General features: G+C 57.2%; 16 protein-coding genes. 6 read left to right on the top strand and 10 right to left on the bottom strand.

Annotated features, from left to right (window positions below):
• Nucleotides 1-261 precede the first annotated feature (261 nt).
• Complete coding sequence (gene fumC / locus KB892_RS13110; RefSeq protein ID WP_002903315.1) at nucleotides 262-1,662, top strand: class II fumarate hydratase; 1,401 nt, start codon at nucleotides 262-264, stop codon at nucleotides 1,660-1,662.
• Here the strand turns inward: fumC and tus are convergent.
• The 4 genes from tus to rstA form a co-directional block, all read right to left on the bottom strand.
• The gene (gene tus / locus KB892_RS13105; RefSeq protein WP_002903316.1) at nucleotides 1,652-2,584 is read right to left on the bottom strand and encodes a DNA replication terminus site-binding protein; all 933 of its coding nucleotides are present in this window, start codon (nucleotides 2,582-2,584) and stop codon (nucleotides 1,652-1,654) included. The two genes, fumC and tus, sit on opposite strands and share 11 nt — an antisense overlap.
• Nucleotides 2,585-2,659: 75 nt before the next feature.
• Entirely contained in the window at nucleotides 2,660-3,961 is a 1,302-nt protein-coding gene (gene rstB / locus KB892_RS13100) for a two-component system sensor histidine kinase RstB (RefSeq protein WP_004151564.1), read from the bottom strand.
• Between the two features lie 256 nt (nucleotides 3,962-4,217).
• Entirely contained in the window at nucleotides 4,218-4,580 is a 363-nt protein-coding gene (locus KB892_RS13095) for a hypothetical protein (protein ID WP_002903374.1), read from the bottom strand.
• 242 nt (nucleotides 4,581-4,822) lie between these two features.
• A complete protein-coding gene (gene rstA, locus KB892_RS13090) occupies nucleotides 4,823-5,542 on the bottom strand; it encodes a two-component system response regulator RstA (RefSeq protein ID WP_002903377.1) in 720 nt (239 codons plus the stop codon).
• A 128-nt stretch (nucleotides 5,543-5,670) separates the two neighbouring features.
• Here rstA and KB892_RS13085 point away from each other — a divergent pair, with 128 nt between their 5' ends.
• The gene (locus tag KB892_RS13085; RefSeq protein ID WP_002903379.1) at nucleotides 5,671-6,006 is read left to right on the top strand and encodes a GlpM family protein; all 336 of its coding nucleotides are present in this window, start codon (nucleotides 5,671-5,673) and stop codon (nucleotides 6,004-6,006) included.
• Here the strand turns inward: KB892_RS13085 and folM are convergent.
• From folM to ydgH, 3 genes are all read right to left on the bottom strand, one after another.
• Nucleotides 6,003-6,725 carry a dihydromonapterin reductase gene (gene folM, locus KB892_RS13080; RefSeq protein WP_002903381.1) on the bottom strand — a complete coding sequence of 241 codons (723 nt, stop codon included), beginning with the start codon at nucleotides 6,723-6,725 and terminating at the stop codon, nucleotides 6,003-6,005. The genes KB892_RS13085 and folM overlap by 4 nt on opposite strands.
• A gap of 36 nt (nucleotides 6,726-6,761) precedes the next feature.
• Nucleotides 6,762-8,144, bottom strand: coding sequence for an amino acid permease (locus tag KB892_RS13075; RefSeq protein ID WP_004151563.1), 1,383 nt, complete (start codon nucleotides 8,142-8,144; stop codon nucleotides 6,762-6,764).
• Nucleotides 8,145-8,321: 177 nt separating this feature from the next.
• Nucleotides 8,322-9,272 (bottom strand): DUF1471 family protein YdgH, encoded by a 951-nt coding sequence (gene ydgH / locus KB892_RS13070; RefSeq protein WP_002903384.1) that lies wholly within the window; start codon nucleotides 9,270-9,272, stop codon nucleotides 8,322-8,324.
• A gap of 521 nt (nucleotides 9,273-9,793) precedes the next feature.
• Here ydgH and pntA point away from each other — a divergent pair.
• From pntA to KB892_RS13050, 3 genes are all read left to right on the top strand, one after another.
• The gene (pntA, locus tag KB892_RS13060) at nucleotides 9,794-11,323 is read left to right on the top strand and encodes a Re/Si-specific NAD(P)(+) transhydrogenase subunit alpha (RefSeq protein WP_004148265.1); all 1,530 of its coding nucleotides are present in this window, start codon (nucleotides 9,794-9,796) and stop codon (nucleotides 11,321-11,323) included.
• A gap of 10 nt (nucleotides 11,324-11,333) precedes the next feature.
• The gene (gene pntB / locus KB892_RS13055) at nucleotides 11,334-12,722 is read left to right on the top strand and encodes a Re/Si-specific NAD(P)(+) transhydrogenase subunit beta (protein WP_002903386.1); all 1,389 of its coding nucleotides are present in this window, start codon (nucleotides 11,334-11,336) and stop codon (nucleotides 12,720-12,722) included.
• Nucleotides 12,723-12,870: 148 nt separating this feature from the next.
• Entirely contained in the window at nucleotides 12,871-13,059 is a 189-nt protein-coding gene (locus KB892_RS13050; protein ID WP_002903388.1) for a YdiH family protein, read from the top strand.
• Nucleotides 13,060-13,168: 109 nt separating this feature from the next.
• Here KB892_RS13050 and uspE read toward each other — a convergent pair whose 3' ends face one another.
• From uspE to ogt, 3 genes are all read right to left on the bottom strand, one after another.
• Entirely contained in the window at nucleotides 13,169-14,119 is a 951-nt protein-coding gene (gene uspE / locus KB892_RS13045) for a universal stress protein UspE (RefSeq protein ID WP_002903391.1), read from the bottom strand.
• Nucleotides 14,120-14,257: 138 nt separating this feature from the next.
• Nucleotides 14,258-15,010 carry a fumarate/nitrate reduction transcriptional regulator Fnr gene (fnr, locus tag KB892_RS13040; protein ID WP_002903394.1) on the bottom strand — a complete coding sequence of 251 codons (753 nt, stop codon included), beginning with the start codon at nucleotides 15,008-15,010 and terminating at the stop codon, nucleotides 14,258-14,260.
• A 194-nt stretch (nucleotides 15,011-15,204) separates the two neighbouring features.
• Nucleotides 15,205-15,720 carry a methylated-DNA--[protein]-cysteine S-methyltransferase gene (gene ogt / locus KB892_RS13035; protein ID WP_002903396.1) on the bottom strand — a complete coding sequence of 172 codons (516 nt, stop codon included), beginning with the start codon at nucleotides 15,718-15,720 and terminating at the stop codon, nucleotides 15,205-15,207.
• A 292-nt stretch (nucleotides 15,721-16,012) separates the two neighbouring features.
• Between ogt and KB892_RS13030 the strand changes: the two genes are divergently transcribed.
• Nucleotides 16,013-16,171, top strand: a complete 159-nt coding sequence (locus KB892_RS13030) for a hypothetical protein (RefSeq protein ID WP_002903398.1) — start codon at nucleotides 16,013-16,015, stop codon at nucleotides 16,169-16,171.
• Nucleotides 16,172-16,190 lie beyond the last annotated feature (19 nt).

The following is a 16,190-nucleotide window of genomic DNA, read 5'->3' as shown; positions in this document are numbered from 1 at the left end:
GGCTTTCGCCTTACCCGGCCTACGAAAGACAGCAATATCAATAAGTTATGCAGTTCTCTGTAGGCCCGCGCAAGCGTAGCGCCGCCGGGCAATCCCGACGATTGCATTTTGTCAGCGGTCTGGGCCGCCCCTCGGGGCGGCTTTTTTTATGTCGCTTCGCGGCACGAACCACCAAAACAACTTATCAATCTGGCCAATACTTAGTCTTTTAAGCAGGTGAGCTTTGTCGCTATGACGCACTTTTCATCCAAGGAGAAAGTAATGACAACGCATCGCAGTGAAAAAGACTCGATGGGCGCCATCGAGGTCCCGGCCGATAAACTCTGGGGCGCCCAGACCCAGCGCTCGCTGGAGCATTTCCGCATCTCGACCGAAAAAATGCCCGGGGAGCTGATATACGCCCTGGCGCTGACCAAGCGGGCGGCGGCGAAGGTTAACCAGGATCTCGGACTGTTGACGGCGGAGAAAGCCGGGGCGATCGTCGCCGCCGCTGACGAAGTGCTGGCCGGAAAGCACGCGCAGGAGTTCCCCCTGGCTATCTGGCAGACCGGCTCCGGCACCCAAAGCAATATGAATATGAACGAGGTGCTGGCCAACCGCGCCAGTGAACTGCTCGGCGGAGAACGGGGGATGGCGCGAAAAATTCATCCCAATGACGATGTGAATAAGAGCCAGAGCTCAAATGATGTATTCCCCACCGCCATGCACGTCGCGGCGCTGATTGCCCTGCGGGAAAAAGTGATCCCGTCGCTGCAGGCGCTGCGGGCGACGCTCAATGAAAAAGCGGTGGCCTTCAGGGATATCGTCAAGATCGGCCGCACCCATCTGCAGGACGCCACGCCGCTCACCTTAGGCCAGGAGATCTCCGGCTGGGTGGCGATGCTGGACCATAGCCTGAAGCACATTGAAGCCAGTCAGCCGCATCTTGCCGAGCTGGCGCTGGGCGGGACGGCGGTAGGAACCGGGCTGAATACCCATCCGGAATATGCCGTACGGGTGGCGGCCGAGCTGGCGTCGCTCAGCGGACAGCCATTTGTCACCGCGCCGAACAAATTCGAAGCGCTGGCCACTGTGGATGCCCTGGTCCATGCCCACGGCGCGCTGAAAGGCCTGGCGGCCTCGCTGATGAAAATCGCTAACGATGTCCGCTGGCTGGCCTCCGGCCCCCGCTGCGGCATTGGTGAAATCGCCATCCCGGAAAACGAGCCAGGGTCATCGATTATGCCGGGCAAGGTTAACCCAACCCAGTGCGAAGCTCTGACCATGGTCTGCTGCCAGGTGATGGGCAACGACGTGGCGGTGAATATCGGCGGTGCTTCCGGCAACTTTGAGCTTAACGTCTATCGCCCGATGGTCATCCACAACTTCCTGCAGTCGGTGCGTCTGCTGGCGGACGGTATGGCGAGCTTTAACGAGCACTGTGCGGTGGGTATTGAACCGAATCGCGAGCGGATCAGTCAGTTGCTCAATGAGTCGCTAATGCTGGTTACTGCGCTGAATACCCATATCGGCTACGACAAGGCGGCGGAAATCGCTAAAAAAGCGCACCATGAGGGGCTGACTCTCAAAGCCTCGGCGCTGGCGCTGGGCTACCTGACGGAAGCCGAATTCGACAGCTGGGTGCGCCCGGAAGAGATGGTCGGCAGCCTGGCTATTCGCTAGCCAGCCAGAGGTGCAGGCGCGGGATAAGCAATCTCAGCGACTGCGCCTCCGGTTTGTAGCGATACTGCACATTGTCGGCATCATAGTTCAGCAGCTCGCCAATATCCGGTACGCTGACCCCCCGGCTGCCGGACATCAGGGCGATCAGCGGGCTGGGGCAGGCGTACTGTACCTGTTTCTGCTCGCCGGCGTACCAGACGCGGGCGATCGGCTGGACTTTCACCGGTCGTTTTATTTTCAGCCGCGCCCGCTGCGGCAGGGCGGCGATATCCTGATACTCCCTTTCCAGTTTGCTCTGCCACTGCTCCCGGGTCCACGGCGGCACCGCCCGCGGCGCTTGCAGGCTTTTCTCCAGCATCATCAACACCTGGTCGCGGGTCAGATTCTTGATGACGTGCTTATTGGCCCAGCCGAAGCGGATGGTGCTCGGGTCGACGAGGGGCGTCAGCGTGCGGTAGGCGCTTAGGGTGATCAACCCCGGCAAATGACGGTGTACCCACTCAAAACGGGCGGTGGGGGGCAGGCCGGAGTCGACGGTGACGATCTTCTCGAAGGTGGCCTTCAGGGCATTGATATGCTGAATACGCGCCAGCAGATCCTGCTGCTCCGCGGCGGTAACCTGCAGGCAGATAGCCCCCGGCAGGCGTACGGCGGCCTTGCTGCTGCGGTTTTCCGATTGCTGCTGGATAAACAGATGGCTGTAGTGGCGCAGGGCGCGCGCCAGGGCCGTCTTGCCGATGTGCTGCACCACCGGAATAGTGGCCATCGGATCGTGCTCGGCATCCTTACCGATCGCCGGCAGTTCAAATACCCGGCCCGCCAGCAGACGGCAGTCACTTAACGCCTGCTGGAGCGCCTGCAGCTCCAGCTCGATCTGGCGAAAGGTATTATTCAGACGTTCAACGAGGTCGTAGCTGGCCATTATTACCACCTTAGTTACAACATACTATTAGATTTTTGCAGCATACCCAGCCCGCGGCTTCTGCGCAAGTTTTATTCAGGCAGAGGTGAAATCAGGCAGCTGATGATAGACCGGCCAGCTAAAGCAGAAGCGGGCGCCGCCGAGAGGGCTGGCCTCGCAGCGCACCTCGCCGCCCATCGCCTGGGCGATACTGTGGACAATCGCCAGGCCGAGGCCGCAGCCTCCTGTCGCCCGGTCCCGGCTGGGGTCAAGGCGGACAAAAGGCTCAAACACCCGCTCGCGCTCCTCGGGGGCGATTCCCGGGCCGTCATCCTCAACCAGCAACGAAGCGCGCGAACCCTGCAGCGTCAGGCTGACCGCCACCCGCTGGCTGCTGTAGCGCAGGGCGTTATTGACCAAATTATCCAGCACCCGCTCCATCAGTCGCATATCCAGCGCGCCGTAGTTACCGTGGGTCAGCGTCGCCAGGGCGACCTCGCGCTGTGGGTTAACCATCTGGATATCCTCGACGTGATCGCTGATCCAGGCGGGAAAATCGGGAGTCGTCAGGCTGAGCTCCGTCTGCGGGCGGTCGAGGCGGGCGTAGGTCAGGAGCTCTTCAATCAGCGCCTCCAGCTGACCGATATCGCGGTTCAGCGCCTGCGATTCCGCCTCGGTGAGATTCTCGCTCATCTCCAGACGGTAGCGCAGGCGTACCAGCGGTGTCCTGAGTTCATGGGCGATGCCGTCAATCAGCTGCTTTTTGCTGGCAATAAGCGCATTAATGTTATCGGCCATTTGGTTAAAGGCCACCCCGAGCCGCTCGAAGCTGGACATACTGTCGAAGTGAATGCGCTCGCTGAGGTGACCTTCGCCAAAGCGCTGGGCGGCCGTCTCAATGCGCAGCATGTCCTGCCAGTGCGGGCGCATCCAGATAAACACCGGAAAGGCCAGAGAGATAGCAATAAACGCCATTAGCGCCACGTCCAGCAGGCGCATCTCATGCAGAAAATAGAGATAGGGCACCGGGCCCACCGACAGCACATAGTGGCTGCGGGGAATGCGCTGAATAAAGGTGTACTGATCGTCGAGGGCGACGATATCGCCGGCGCGCAGGTGCTGCATCGAGCTTTCCGACAGCTTAAATTTGCTGATCGGCTCGATGTGCAGATCAAACGATAAATTCAGGTCCAGCTCTTTAAGGGTCTTGCTCCAGTCGCGCGGCGGTATCTCCCGCAGCTCGCTGCGCATCAGATACAGCGAGCTTTTCATCAAATCGTCAAGCGACTGCCGTCCGGCGCGCTCCGCGGTAAATTTATAGACCAGACCGACCAGCATGGTCATCACCAGAAAGCAGACGAAGAGCAGAAGATAGAACTGCACGAACAGCTTTTTCATTACATTACCGCGTATTCAAGAGAAACCTGTCTGGCGCCCCAGGGGCATCTTCTGCGCGTCGGGGAGTCAATGTTATCGATATCCCCGGGCGAGGCGCGGGGAAATCATCGATACGCTATCAAAGCAGGGTTTATGCCCCCTGACAATAGCCAGCCTGGAGACAGAACGGTGAAAAGGTGACAGTGTCACTCGATGCGGTGATTTCTTCACCCTCGGTGGGAGCAGGGCAATCGTATTTTGTGCGTCGATGGATACGCTACTCACGATAATAAGGAATGTCTACCGGATAGGTGGTCGTCAGACTCAGCAGCCGACAGCGCACCAGTTTTTCCGTTTCGGCATACCAGTAAGCAAACTCGCCGGTGGTCTGGTGGTAAATCATCTGATCGAGGTTGGCAAACGGGATCACCAGCAGCGGCCCCTGGCGAACGTGGCCGCCGCCGGTTTCAAAGTGATGCTGCCCCCAGGATTGCTGGGTATGTTCATAGCGATGAAGGATCACCTCGATTTGCCCGCGCTGCGGACAGAGGAGTCGAATATCGGCGTTGTCGAGGGAAAAAGCCCAGCCAGAGAGAGAAGTGAACAGTGAGAGTGCCAAAAGTACAACGTATTTCATCATGCAAAAGTCCTGTGTTTTCAGGCTTTATGCCACTCTGACAGCGGTAAGTCCTTGAGCACAATCATATTGAGGAGTTATGTGATGGGGTTCTGTACGGCTAATTCTATTGATTTAATCAATATGACAAGTTCCGGTGATGAATGTGCGCGCCAGGGACGAACGCAGCAGGCAGCAAACGTGATAACTTTGCCGCCGGCGAGCGCGCGATGAGCGGGCCCCTCGCAGGGCCGCAGAAGGGCTGCTTAGTTATCCCAGGCGTGAGGGGCGAACAGGTAGCCTTTGTTGCGAACGGTCTTAATACGATAGGGCTCCGTGGCGTTGTCGAGCAGTTTTTTGCGCAGGCGGGAGATAGCCACGTCGACGCTGCGATCCATCCCGTCATAGGTAACGCCGCGTAAATTTTTCAGCAGTGCGTCGCGGTCCATAATCTGCCCGGCGTGGGTGGCCAACTCCCACAGCAGATCGAAATCGGCGGTCGACAGGGCGACGTTTTCTCCGCCAAGCAGCACCTGGCGGTTGACCGGGTCAATGGTCAGCGAGCCGAAGGAGATGGTTTTATGTGGCGTGAGCGTTGAGGAGGCGGATCCGGCGCCTGCCGGAGCAATATGCTGGCGCAAATGCAGACGCAGTCGCGCCAGCAGGACCGCTGGCGGGGTGGTTTTCAGAATATAATCGCTGGCGCCCATCTCCAGGGAGAGGATATGGTTCATATCGCTGTCGAGCGAAGTCAGCAGGACAATCGGCCCTTGCCATTGCCCGCGCAGATCGCGACAGAGCGTCATTCCGTCCTTGCCGGGCAGCATAATGTCCAGCAGCACCAGATCCGGTTTCTCCCGCGCGATCACCTCCTCAGCGCGGTCGCCGCGAGGCTCGACCACCACATCCATATCATGCTTGCCGAGATAGGCGGCGATCAGCGTGCCTACCTCAGGGTCATCCTCAACAAAAACGATTTTATTCATGTCTATTGCACATCAGTAAAAGAAGTAACATACACCGCACTTATTTTACCCGCCATTACTCTTTTATAAACAGCGTTAAATCCGCTATGCTGCCCTAACTTATTGATTCACTGTTAAGGCATACGGGCATGGGGCTGTTAATCAAAGGGCTGCTGGGAGCGCTGGTGGTGGTGCTGATTGGCGTGCTGGCGAAAACCAAAAACTACGCTATCGCTGGCCTGGTCCCGCTGTTTCCCACCTTTGCGCTCATCGCCCATTATATTGTCGCCAGCGAGCGGGGGATCGAAGCCCTGCGCGCGACCATCGTATTCGGCATGTGGTCGATTCTTCCCTATTTTATCTATCTGCTGTCACTGTGGTATTTCACCGGGATTATGCGCCTGCCGTTGGCGCTGGCAGGCGCAGTGGGATGCTGGGGGCTGTGCGCCTGGCTGTTAATCCTCGGCTGGAGCCGTTTCCACTAGCGCAGCGGGCGGCCGCCGTCGACAGCGAATGAGCGGCCGGTAACGTAGCGGCTGGTAAACAGGTAATCGATGAGATCGCTAATCTCTTTTTCGCCAGGGGCGATTTTCATCAGCGATTTATCCAGCGCCTGCTGACGATAGGCCTCGTCGTCACCCTCATTAAACATGATTAGCGACGGCGCGATGGCGTTGACCTTAACCTCTGGCGCCAGCTTGCGAGCGAAGGAGCGGGTCATGTTATCCAGGGCGGCTTTGCTGGCGGCATAGGCGATATGTTTGTCGCTCCCGCGCTCCACCACGTAATCGGTGATATGGATAATGTCGCTGGCGGCATGGCCGTGGCCGCGCAGCAACGCCTCCAGCGCATGGTTGAGCAGATAGGGGGCGTGGACGTGGATCTGCATCATGCGGTTGATGACGGCGCTCAGCGGGACGCCCGGCTTTTCCGCCATCCAGTCGCTGGCGTTATGGATGATGGCGCGCAGACCGTTGGTGTGTGATTTGACCGCTTCAGCGAAGGTCAGAATGCCGTCATCGCTGCTAAAATCGGCCTGCAGGCAGAGCGCGCCCGCTTCGCGCAGGCCGTCAATCGCCGGATAGGGCGTACGATAGCTGACGATGACCGGCTGGCGCTGCTGCAGAAAATGGTGTGCCAGAGCGAGGCCGATGCGGCGGCCTGCTCCTGTGATCAGAATCGGGCGGGGCTGTTGTTCAGCCATGGGTATCTCCTATGCGTTCTGCGGCAGGGCGACCGCTTACCCCACCAGCATCCACGTTGCCGGCACAGCGGCAACCAGCAATAAACCAATTAGCGCCACTTCGCGGCGTTTGAGCGAACGATCGTGCTGGTGCGTACGTCGGGCGTACAAAAAGACCAGAAGACCCGGAGCGTAAAGTACCACCGACAACAGCAAATGCACAGGCCCCGACGCGTATAATAACCATATGCCATAAATACAGGCGCCGATAGCCACCGCTTTATGCAGCGGGCGAGTGGCGATTTTCAGCAGAAAGGCGCCGACCAGCAGATAGGGCACGAGAATCATCTCAGAGGCAATGGTCAGCAGCGTGCCGTAGTCCGATCCGGTCAGCCAGATCAGCACCAGCGATACCTGAACGCTGATATTGGTCAACCACAATGAGGCGGAGGGGGCGTTGTTGCTATTCTGACGGGCAAACAGGCGCAGGAAGGCTTTATGAGTGGCGGCGAGGAAAGGCACCTCCGCGGCCATGATGGTCCAGCTGAGATAAGCGCCGCACACCGACACGATCAGCCCGGCGGCAATGACGATCTCCCCCCATGACCCCATCAGCCTGACCATCAGTCCCGCCATCGACGGGTTGCGCATTTCGGCCAGTTCGCTGCGCGGCACAACGCCCAGCGACAGCAGGGTGACCAGCAGATACACCGCGAGGGCCGACAGCACCGCCAGCAGCGTCGCGCGGCCAACGTCGCGCTTGTGTCGCGCCCGCGCGGACACGACTACCGCCCCCTCCACGCCGATAAACACCCACAGGGTGATCAGCATGGTGTTTTTGACCTGCTCCCATACCGGCACGCCCAGCGCCAGGCCGCTAAAATCGAGGCGGAACGTATCCAGCTGAAAGGCCAGGGCGGCGAGCGCGACAAAGGCGCCCAGCGGCAGAAGCTTGGCGAGGGTGGCCACCAGGTTAATCCCCGCTGCCGTCTGGACACCGCGCAGGACCAGAAAGTGGACGACCCACAGCAGAACCGACGCGCCAACGATAGACTGCCAGGTATTACCATCGCCAAACAGGCGCAGCTCAGGGGTATCGGTGAAAAAACTGAGCGCCGAAAAGACGATAACCAGATAGGAGACGTTGGCGATCACCGCGCACAGCCAGTATCCCCAGGCGGAGCAGAAGCCGATCAGTTCGCCGAATCCTTCGCGAGCGTAGGTGAAGATCCCGCCGTCGAGGTCGGGACGAATACGGGTCAACAGCAGCATGGCGAAAGCGAGAAACAGGATCCCGACGCCGGTGATGGCCCAGCCAATGAGCAGAGCGGAGGGGCTGGCCACGGCAGCCATATTTTGCGGCAAACTGAATACGCCAGCGCCGAGCATTGAGCTAAGGACCAGGGCGGTCAGGGCGCTCAGGCCCAGTTTCTTTTCCATTGCATTCCCGAGGTGAAAATGGCTGTTCCAGAATATTTATTTTGCGAAATCGCATAAAAATGGAGGATTGCGCTAAGGCGCGGGATTTTACGGAGTGTCCGGGGGCCATGCAATGGCGGGGGATGAAAAAAAATGAAAAGGCGGCAATGCGCCGCCTTTTTAGCCAGCCAGCAGCGATTATTTGTACAAATCGGCGCTGATGGTGATGTTGCCGCCGCGTTCCTGCCACTGGCGGGTGATGTGGTAGTACTTCGCCCCTTTCTTCGCCGCGCGTTTCGCCGTCTGATAGGAGATTTCGGTCATGTTGCCGTAGTTGCCGGTGAACTGGATGTTATCGAACGGCACCATTTGCGCCGCAGTCACTTTGTTCACTTCTTCGACCTTAGTGCCGTTCGGCAGAGTGACAGTGTAACGTCCACCTTTCGAAGACTGAGTCTCAAAGAAACGCCCAACGCCGGTACCCGAACCCACCGCGGCGGTGGTGGCAACGCCCGGAATTTCAACGTTCTTCGCCGCTTCGCCGCCTTTGGCCAGCGCTGCGCGGCCAGCTTCAGAGTCAGCCGGGATAGCGTCCGGGCTCTGCAGCACGCGTTTTTCAGCATCTTTTTTGTAGATATAAGCGGTAATGCGCTGGTTGCCGCCCTGGTTGGCGTCAACCTGGCGGACGATAAAGAACGCATAGGCGCCTTTTGCTTTCGCCGCTTTGGTGATGGCGTCGTTGACTTCCGGCTGGCTGCGATAGAAGCCCTGAACGGTGACGGTGTCGTAAGGCATCAGCTCAACGGCCTGATCTTTCGGCAACTCCATCACGCCGTTGATAATGCGATTCTTCGGCGCATCCGCTTTCGGCGCGTCTTCTTTATAAAGGTCAGCCGTGACGCGCCAGTTGCCGCCATTGCCGTAGTCCGACGTGTCGACAACATAGAATGAGGCCGCGCCGTCTTTGTCGGCTTTGCGCGATACTGCCTGTACCGCATCGCCAATGGCATTAAACCGGCCGGTGACGACAACGCGATCGTAGGGCTTCAGCGCAGCCGCCTGCTCCGGGGTCAACTCGGTCGCTGCATGGGCAGACAACGTGGCGGTTGTCAGGAGAGCAGACGCCAGGAGGGTGTTTTTAAGCTTCATAAAAATAATCCTTTGCCTTGCGCAAACCATATACTGGTGTTGTTGTTGACTGAAAACGTTTGATTATTGCATTTAATCGCCGTGACTGTCTGCGTCAATTTTTGCTTGCCGCCCGAATCGTATACTACGGAAAGATAACATTTTTCGATATGTTGAAAAAACAGGCGCTTGACCAGCAAAAACGATAATCAATACCACTTTTATTAGTTAATGTAATGTTAACACAATGATCTCAATGGCGATAAATGGCGTTTTATACCGCAGGATAAGCGGATTATCAGGCCTGGGCGGCAAATTCAGGTAAATATTGCTGCCCGGACCCATCTGAGCTGACAATAAGCAATAAAATCAAAATTTGTGTTTTATCGCAGTAGATCACAATCGGTATTTTCAGTAGGTTATAAAAAGTTTGTTACTGTTTCATTTTGTAGACAGCGAAAGATGGCGAGGAAGATTTTGCCGTCCTGGCGTTGTTGGGCAGAAAAGTAAACCATCATCAAAAACCGATGGAAGGGAAAACTATGCGTATTGGTGTACCACAAGAAAGGCTAGCCCAGGAGACCCGGGCCGCCGCCACGCCGAAGACCGTTGAGCAATTGCTCAAACTCGGCTTTAGCGTCGCGGTAGAAAGCGGCGCCGGGAAGCTGGCCAGCTTTGACGATGAGGCCTTTGCCGAGGCAGGAGCTGAAATCGTGACCGGCGACGAGGTATGGCAGTCTGATGTCATCCTTAAGGTCAATGCTCCGAATGACGATGAAATTGCCCTGCTGAATCCGGGGACCACGCTGATTAGTTTTATCTGGCCGGCGCAAAACCCGCAGCTGATGGAAAAACTGGCGGCCCGTAATATCAACGTAATGGCGATGGATTCCGTGCCGCGTATTTCCCGCGCCCAGTCGCTGGATGCGCTCAGCTCAATGGCCAACATCGCCGGGTACCGCGCTATCGTTGAAGCGGCGCATGAATTTGGTCGATTCTTTACCGGGCAGATTACGGCGGCAGGCAAGGTTCCGCCCGCCAAGGTGATGGTCATTGGCGCCGGGGTAGCCGGTCTGGCGGCGATTGGCGCCGCCAACAGCCTGGGCGCTATTGTTCGCGCCTTCGATACCCGTCCGGAAGTGAAGGAGCAGGTGCAGAGTATGGGCGCCGAGTTCCTCGAGCTGGATTTTAAAGAGGAAGCGGGCAGCGGCGATGGCTACGCCAAGGTGATGTCTGAGGCCTTTATTAAGGCTGAAATGGCGCTGTTCGCCGCGCAGGCGAAAGAGGTCGATATCATTGTCACCACGGCGTTAATCCCGGGCAAACCGGCGCCGAAGCTGATCACCCGCGAAATGGTCGACTCCATGAAATCGGGCAGCGTGGTGGTCGATCTGGCCTCGCAAAACGGCGGCAACTGTGAGTACACCGTACCGGGCGAAGTGGTGACCACCGCCAACGGCGTGAAAATCATCGGTTACACCGATCTTCCTGGCCGTCTGCCGACCCAGTCCTCCCAGCTCTACGGCACCAACCTGGTGAACCTGCTGAAGCTGCTGTGCAAAGAGAAAGACGGCAATATCGTTATCGATTTCGATGACGTGGTAGTGCGCGGCGTGACCGTTGTTCGCGAAGGTGAAATCACCTGGCCGGCGCCGCCGATTCAGGTCTCCGCTCAGCCGCAGGCCGCGGCGAAAAAAGTGGAAGCGCCGAAAGAAGCGGTGAAACCGGCGTCGCCGTGGCGCAAATATGCGCTGATGGCGCTGGCGATTATTCTCTTCGGCTGGCTGGCCAACGTGGCGCCAAAAGAGTTCCTCGGCCATTTCACCGTCTTCGCGCTGGCCTGCGTGGTGGGTTACTACGTGGTGTGGAACGTCTCCCATGCGCTGCATACGCCGCTGATGTCGGTGACCAATGCCATTTCGGGCATTATCGTGGTTGGCGCGTTGTTGCAGATAGGCCACGGCGGCTGGGTCAGCTTCCTGAGCTTTATCGCGGTGCTGATCGCCAGCATTAATATTTTCGGTGGTTTTACCGTGACTCAGCGCATGCTGAAAATGTTTCGCAAAGGATAAGGGGTAGCACATGTCTGGTGGATTAGTAACGGCTGCATACATTGTTGCTGCAATCCTGTTTATTTTCAGCCTGGCGGGCCTGTCGAAACACGAAACGTCGCAGCAGGGCAACTATTTCGGCATCGCCGGGATGGCCATTGCCCTGATCGCTACCATCCTGGGGCCGGACGCCGGCAACGTCGGCTGGATTATTCTTGCGATGGTGATCGGCGGGGCGATCGGTATTCGTCTGGCGAAGAAGGTCGAGATGACCGAAATGCCGGAGCTGGTGGCTATCCTGCACAGCTTCGTGGGTCTGGCAGCGGTGCTGGTGGGTTTCAACAGCTACCTGCAGCATGAAACCGGTATGGAGCAAATTCTGGTCAATATTCATTTGACCGAAGTGTTCCTCGGGATCTTCATCGGCGCGGTGACCTTCACCGGTTCGGTGGTGGCGTTTGGTAAACTGCGCGGCAAAATTTCCTCCAGGCCGCTGATGCTGCCCAATCGCCATAAGCTGAACCTGGCGGCGCTGGTGGTTTCCTTCATCCTGATGGTGATTTTTGTTCGCTCTGACAGCACCGGCACCCAGGTCCTGTGCCTGCTGGTGATGACCGCGATCGCGCTGGCCTTTGGCTGGCACCTGGTGGCCTCTATCGGCGGTGCGGACATGCCGGTGGTGGTCTCGATGCTCAACTCCTACTCGGGCTGGGCGGCGGCGGCGGCGGGCTTTATGCTGAGTAATGACCTGCTGATCGTCACCGGCGCGCTGGTGGGCTCTTCCGGCGCCATCCTCTCTTACATTATGTGTAAGGCGATGAACCGCTCCTTTATCAGCGTGATCGCCGGGGGCTTCGGCACCGATGGTTCCTCAAGCGGCGGCGATGAAGAAGTGGGCGAGCATCGCGAGATTAGCGCCGAAGAGACGGCGGAGATGCTGAAAAACTCGCACTCGGTGATCATCACCCCGGGCTACGGTATGGCGGTGGCTCAGGCGCAGTATCCGGTAGCAGAAATTACCGAGAAGCTGCGGGCGCGGGGTATCAAAGTACGCTTTGGTATTCATCCGGTGGCCGGGCGCCTCCCGGGGCATATGAACGTCCTGCTGGCGGAAGCCAAAGTGCCTTACGACATCGTGCTGGAGATGGATGAGATCAACGACGATTTCAGCGACACCGACACCGTGCTGGTGATCGGCGCCAACGATACCGTCAACCCGGCGGCGCAGGACGATCCGAAGAGCCCGATCGCCGGCATGCCGGTGCTCGAGGTGTGGAAAGCGCAGAATGTGGTGGTCTTTAAGCGTTCAATGAACACCGGTTACGCCGGCGTACAGAACCCGCTGTTCTTTAAAGAGAACACTCATATGCTGTTTGGCGATGCTAAAGCCAGCGTCGATGCGATCCTGAAAGCGCTGTAATGTAACATAATTGTTTTACAACGTTTGTTTATAAGCCGTCTCCTGTGAGACGGCTTTTTTATATGCAGGGAGATGCCTGGAATTGTTCATAAAATAAGCGGCAAGAGGTGATATAATGTTCCGGTTCTTACATCAGACAGAGGATATTATGGATACCGAGTTAACCCCAACGCAGATGGCCATCGAATTCTTACGCCGCGACCCCACCGTCATGACCCCAGCGCAGTATCTGAAAAAACTTAAACTGCTGGAGCTGGAGTTTGCTGACCTGATGGCGCTCTCCTCGCTGGAGCTGAAAGAAGAGATCGATCTGGCCTGGCGTCTGGGTATCCACTAAGCCATTCTCGCTGGACAGTGACAGGGGCCGCCAACGGCCCTTTTTTTGTGCCTGGCTGGCAGCAAGCAAAAAAATCCCCCGCGAGGCGGGGGAAGATGAGTGGTAGCGGTTAATCGTCGTCGTCGTCGTCCAGTTCCACCGGCGTCTGGTAGGCCTCCGGTTTCAGCACCAACAGGTCACAGCGCAGATGATCGACGACCTGTTCCGCGGTATTGCCGAGGAACGCCGCCGACAGGCCGGTACGTCCGACCGTTCCCAGCACCACGATCCCCGCCTGCAGATGCTCGGCGAGGTCCGGGATCACCTCTTCAGGCAGTCCTTTTTCGACGTGGGTGAATTTTTCATCGATGCCAAACTTCTGCCGCAGCGCTTTCATCGCCAGCAGATGCTGGCCGCGGATCGCGTCGTTGTAGACGCTGGGATCAAAATCCGGCAGTTCTATCGCGATATTGATCGGCGTCACCGGGTAGGCACCGATCAGGTGCACTTCAGTGTGGTTGACTTCTTCCGCCAGCGACAGCGTCTCGCGAACCAGCTTCTCGTTAAGGGTGTTGTGATAATTCTCTTCGCTGGCGAGATTGACGGCGACCAGCGCTTTGCCGCCTTCCGGCCACGGCTGGTCTTTGACCATCCACACCGGGCAAGGGCATTTACGCAGCAGATGCCAGTCCGTCGGGGTAAAGATCACCGCCTCCAGTTTGTCGTGCTGGTGGGCCATCTTCAGCAGCAGATCGTGTTTCTCACTGACCACCTCCTGAATAATCGCTTCGAAGGGGCGGTTGTGCCACACCACTTTCACGTCAATCGGCACGCCCGATTCCAGGTAGAATTTCGCCTGCTCGCGGATCCAGGCCGTTCGTTGGGCAATGACGCCCTGGCGCATTGCCGTCCTCTCGTCCGGCGACAGCAGGGTGGTCATTTCATAGGAAAAATCATAGATCGGCAAAAAGGCTTTGATGCGTCCACCAATCCGTTGGTGCAGGTACACCGCTCGCCTTAGCGCCGGCTGGTCGTCCTGGTTAGGATCGATTACTACCAGCATGCTCTGATACTTCGCCATACAGGGTCTCCTTACAACTGCAGCTACCGTCAGTTATTAAAAAGATAACCTATATGGATGAATTGAAACAGGGGAGGAGCCTGGTCAGATCAACAAATCTGAAAAAATTGCCGATCGTGACCAGGTATTGCGCAGAGATTAAGCGACGTTGCGCGCCTGTCCGGCCAGCTGGGCCAGCAGATCGCTGTTTTCAATAGTGATATATTTGCCTTTCACCGCCAGCATGCCGCTTTTCTGAAAACGGCCCAGCAGACGGCTGATGGTTTCGACGGTGAGGCCGAGATAGTTGCCAATATCGCCGCGGGTCATGGTCAGCCGGAACTCACGTGGTGAGAAGCCGCGCTGGGCGAAACGACGAGAAAGGTTATAGATAAACGCGGCCAGGCGCTCTTCGGCATTCTTTTTGGAAAGCAACAGGATCATATCCTGGTCGCCTTTAATCTCACCGCTCATCAGGCGCATCATCTGCTGACGCAGATTGGGCATTTTTCCGGAAAGATCGTCAAGGGTTTCGAAGGGGATCTCGCAGACCATTGAGGTTTCCAGCGCCTGCGCAAAGCTCGGGTGCAGACCGGTGCCGATGGCGTCAAAGCCCACCAGGTCGCCCGCCAGATGGAAGCCAGTAATCTGCTCATCACCTTGCTCGGTGATGGTATAGCTTTTGATGGTCCCGGAGCGAATAGCGTACAACGACTTCAGCTCATCACCGGCTTTGAACAAGGTTTGACCTTTCTGGATAGGCTTTTTCCGCTCGATAATATTATCCAGCTGATCAAGCTCATGCTCGTTCAGAGTAAAGGGGATGCAGAGCTGGCTAATGCTGCAATCCTGACAATGGATTGCACAACCGCCAGACTGAATGCGTCGAATAATTCGCTTCTCAGGGATCATATGTCTGCTCAGGCCTTAATTGATATTGGTCAATTTTAACATCTTTTTGATCAGCAGGTAAGTCTTCAGGCCCGGAAACACGTAATATCAGCAGGGTAAATCAAATTGCTTGTGTATCTATTTGATTAAAAACAGATTATTACGCCACTTTTGATTGTAAAATTACCTGAAAATTCCAGAAAAGGCATTTTCAGTCAAAGCAACAGATAGCCCTCGTGACGCAAAAGCCACTCTTTACGCTGTACGCCGCCGGCATAGCCGGTCATGGTGCCGTTGCGCCCGATGACCCGATGGCAGGGCACCACGATACTCACCGGATTGGCGCCATTGGCGGCGCCCACCGCGCGCGCGGCGCCGGGACGACCGAGCGCCTCGGCCAGTTGGCCGTAGTGCATCACCTGGCCACAGGGGATTTCGCGTAACGCCTGCCAGACCTGGCGCTGAAAAGGGGTGCCGGCGGTGGCGGTAGGCAGAGTCTCGATAATGGCTAAATCGCCGGCAAAATAGTCGCTCAGCTTACTGCTGAGACCGCCGGGATTGCGGCAGTCGACGCGCTGATAGCCTTCCCGGCGATAGTGTACCTCGAGCAGCGTTTCCATCCGATCGCGGTGCTCGTCCCACTCGACGGCGCGCAAATTAAACTGTTCGTCGCAAAGCACCCACAACGGCCCCAGCGGGGTATCCATTTTATCCTGCAGCAAGGTCAACATCGTTTCTGTCATCCACCATCGTACATGAGAGGCACACGATACCACGCGCTGACGGCAGTCAACTATACTCCCAAAAGGTAAAACCGCATCGCCAGATAGCACGGCGGGCTATCCGCCGTGGAGGTATTCTGCGATCGCCACGATGATTTATTTTTGGATCGATCCTGGCGGGTTACCGGACAGGGTTTTTGCTACTTTTAAGCTGACGACGTCGGTCCTCCGCGCCGCTGTGCGCGCTCGGGAAAGTGCTACCGCGTCGGCGCGGCGCGGTTAATAACTCAGAGGTGGAGCTATGCAATATATACTGACTGGCGTAATCGTACTGATCTTCAGCGGTCTGGTTATTCATGGTATGTCGCTGTTGCTTGAGCGAGGGTATCGCGCGCTTTTCGGCATATTCGCCGGAGCCGGGGAAGCGACCCGTAAGTTCAAAGTGAAGATATCGCGTTAAGCTAAGGTGGCCGTCCCTG

Source organism: Klebsiella sp. P1927 (assembly GCF_018204675.1).
Lineage (GTDB): Bacteria > Pseudomonadota > Gammaproteobacteria > Enterobacterales > Enterobacteriaceae > Klebsiella > Klebsiella pneumoniae.
Note: the sequence above shows the minus strand (reverse complement) of the source record. Positions and strands in the feature narration are given on the sequence as shown.

Coding starts and splice junctions, on each gene's coding strand:
- KB892_RS13030 (WP_002903398.1), top strand. CDS start 16,013: ATGCAATATATACTGACTGGCGTAATCGTACTGATCTTCAGCGGTCTG.
- uspE (WP_002903391.1), bottom strand. CDS start 14,119: ATGGCGAAGTATCAGAGCATGCTGGTAGTAATCGATCCTAACCAGGAC.
- ydgH (WP_002903384.1), bottom strand. CDS start 9,272: ATGAAGCTTAAAAACACCCTCCTGGCGTCTGCTCTCCTGACAACCGCC.
- KB892_RS13050 (WP_002903388.1), top strand. CDS start 12,871: ATGGATACCGAGTTAACCCCAACGCAGATGGCCATCGAATTCTTACGC.
- KB892_RS13075 (WP_004151563.1), bottom strand. CDS start 8,144: ATGGAAAAGAAACTGGGCCTGAGCGCCCTGACCGCCCTGGTCCTTAGC.
- pntA (WP_004148265.1), top strand. CDS start 9,794: ATGCGTATTGGTGTACCACAAGAAAGGCTAGCCCAGGAGACCCGGGCC.
- rstA (WP_002903377.1), bottom strand. CDS start 5,542: ATGAATAAAATCGTTTTTGTTGAGGATGACCCTGAGGTAGGCACGCTG.
- rstB (WP_004151564.1), bottom strand. CDS start 3,961: ATGAAAAAGCTGTTCGTGCAGTTCTATCTTCTGCTCTTCGTCTGCTTT.
- fumC (WP_002903315.1), top strand. CDS start 262: ATGACAACGCATCGCAGTGAAAAAGACTCGATGGGCGCCATCGAGGTC.
- KB892_RS13085 (WP_002903379.1), top strand. CDS start 5,671: ATGGGGCTGTTAATCAAAGGGCTGCTGGGAGCGCTGGTGGTGGTGCTG.
- KB892_RS13095 (WP_002903374.1), bottom strand. CDS start 4,580: ATGATGAAATACGTTGTACTTTTGGCACTCTCACTGTTCACTTCTCTC.
- fnr (WP_002903394.1), bottom strand. CDS start 15,010: ATGATCCCTGAGAAGCGAATTATTCGACGCATTCAGTCTGGCGGTTGT.
- folM (WP_002903381.1), bottom strand. CDS start 6,725: ATGGCTGAACAACAGCCCCGCCCGATTCTGATCACAGGAGCAGGCCGC.
- ogt (WP_002903396.1), bottom strand. CDS start 15,720: ATGTTGACCTTGCTGCAGGATAAAATGGATACCCCGCTGGGGCCGTTG.
- tus (WP_002903316.1), bottom strand. CDS start 2,584: ATGGCCAGCTACGACCTCGTTGAACGTCTGAATAATACCTTTCGCCAG.
- pntB (WP_002903386.1), top strand. CDS start 11,334: ATGTCTGGTGGATTAGTAACGGCTGCATACATTGTTGCTGCAATCCTG.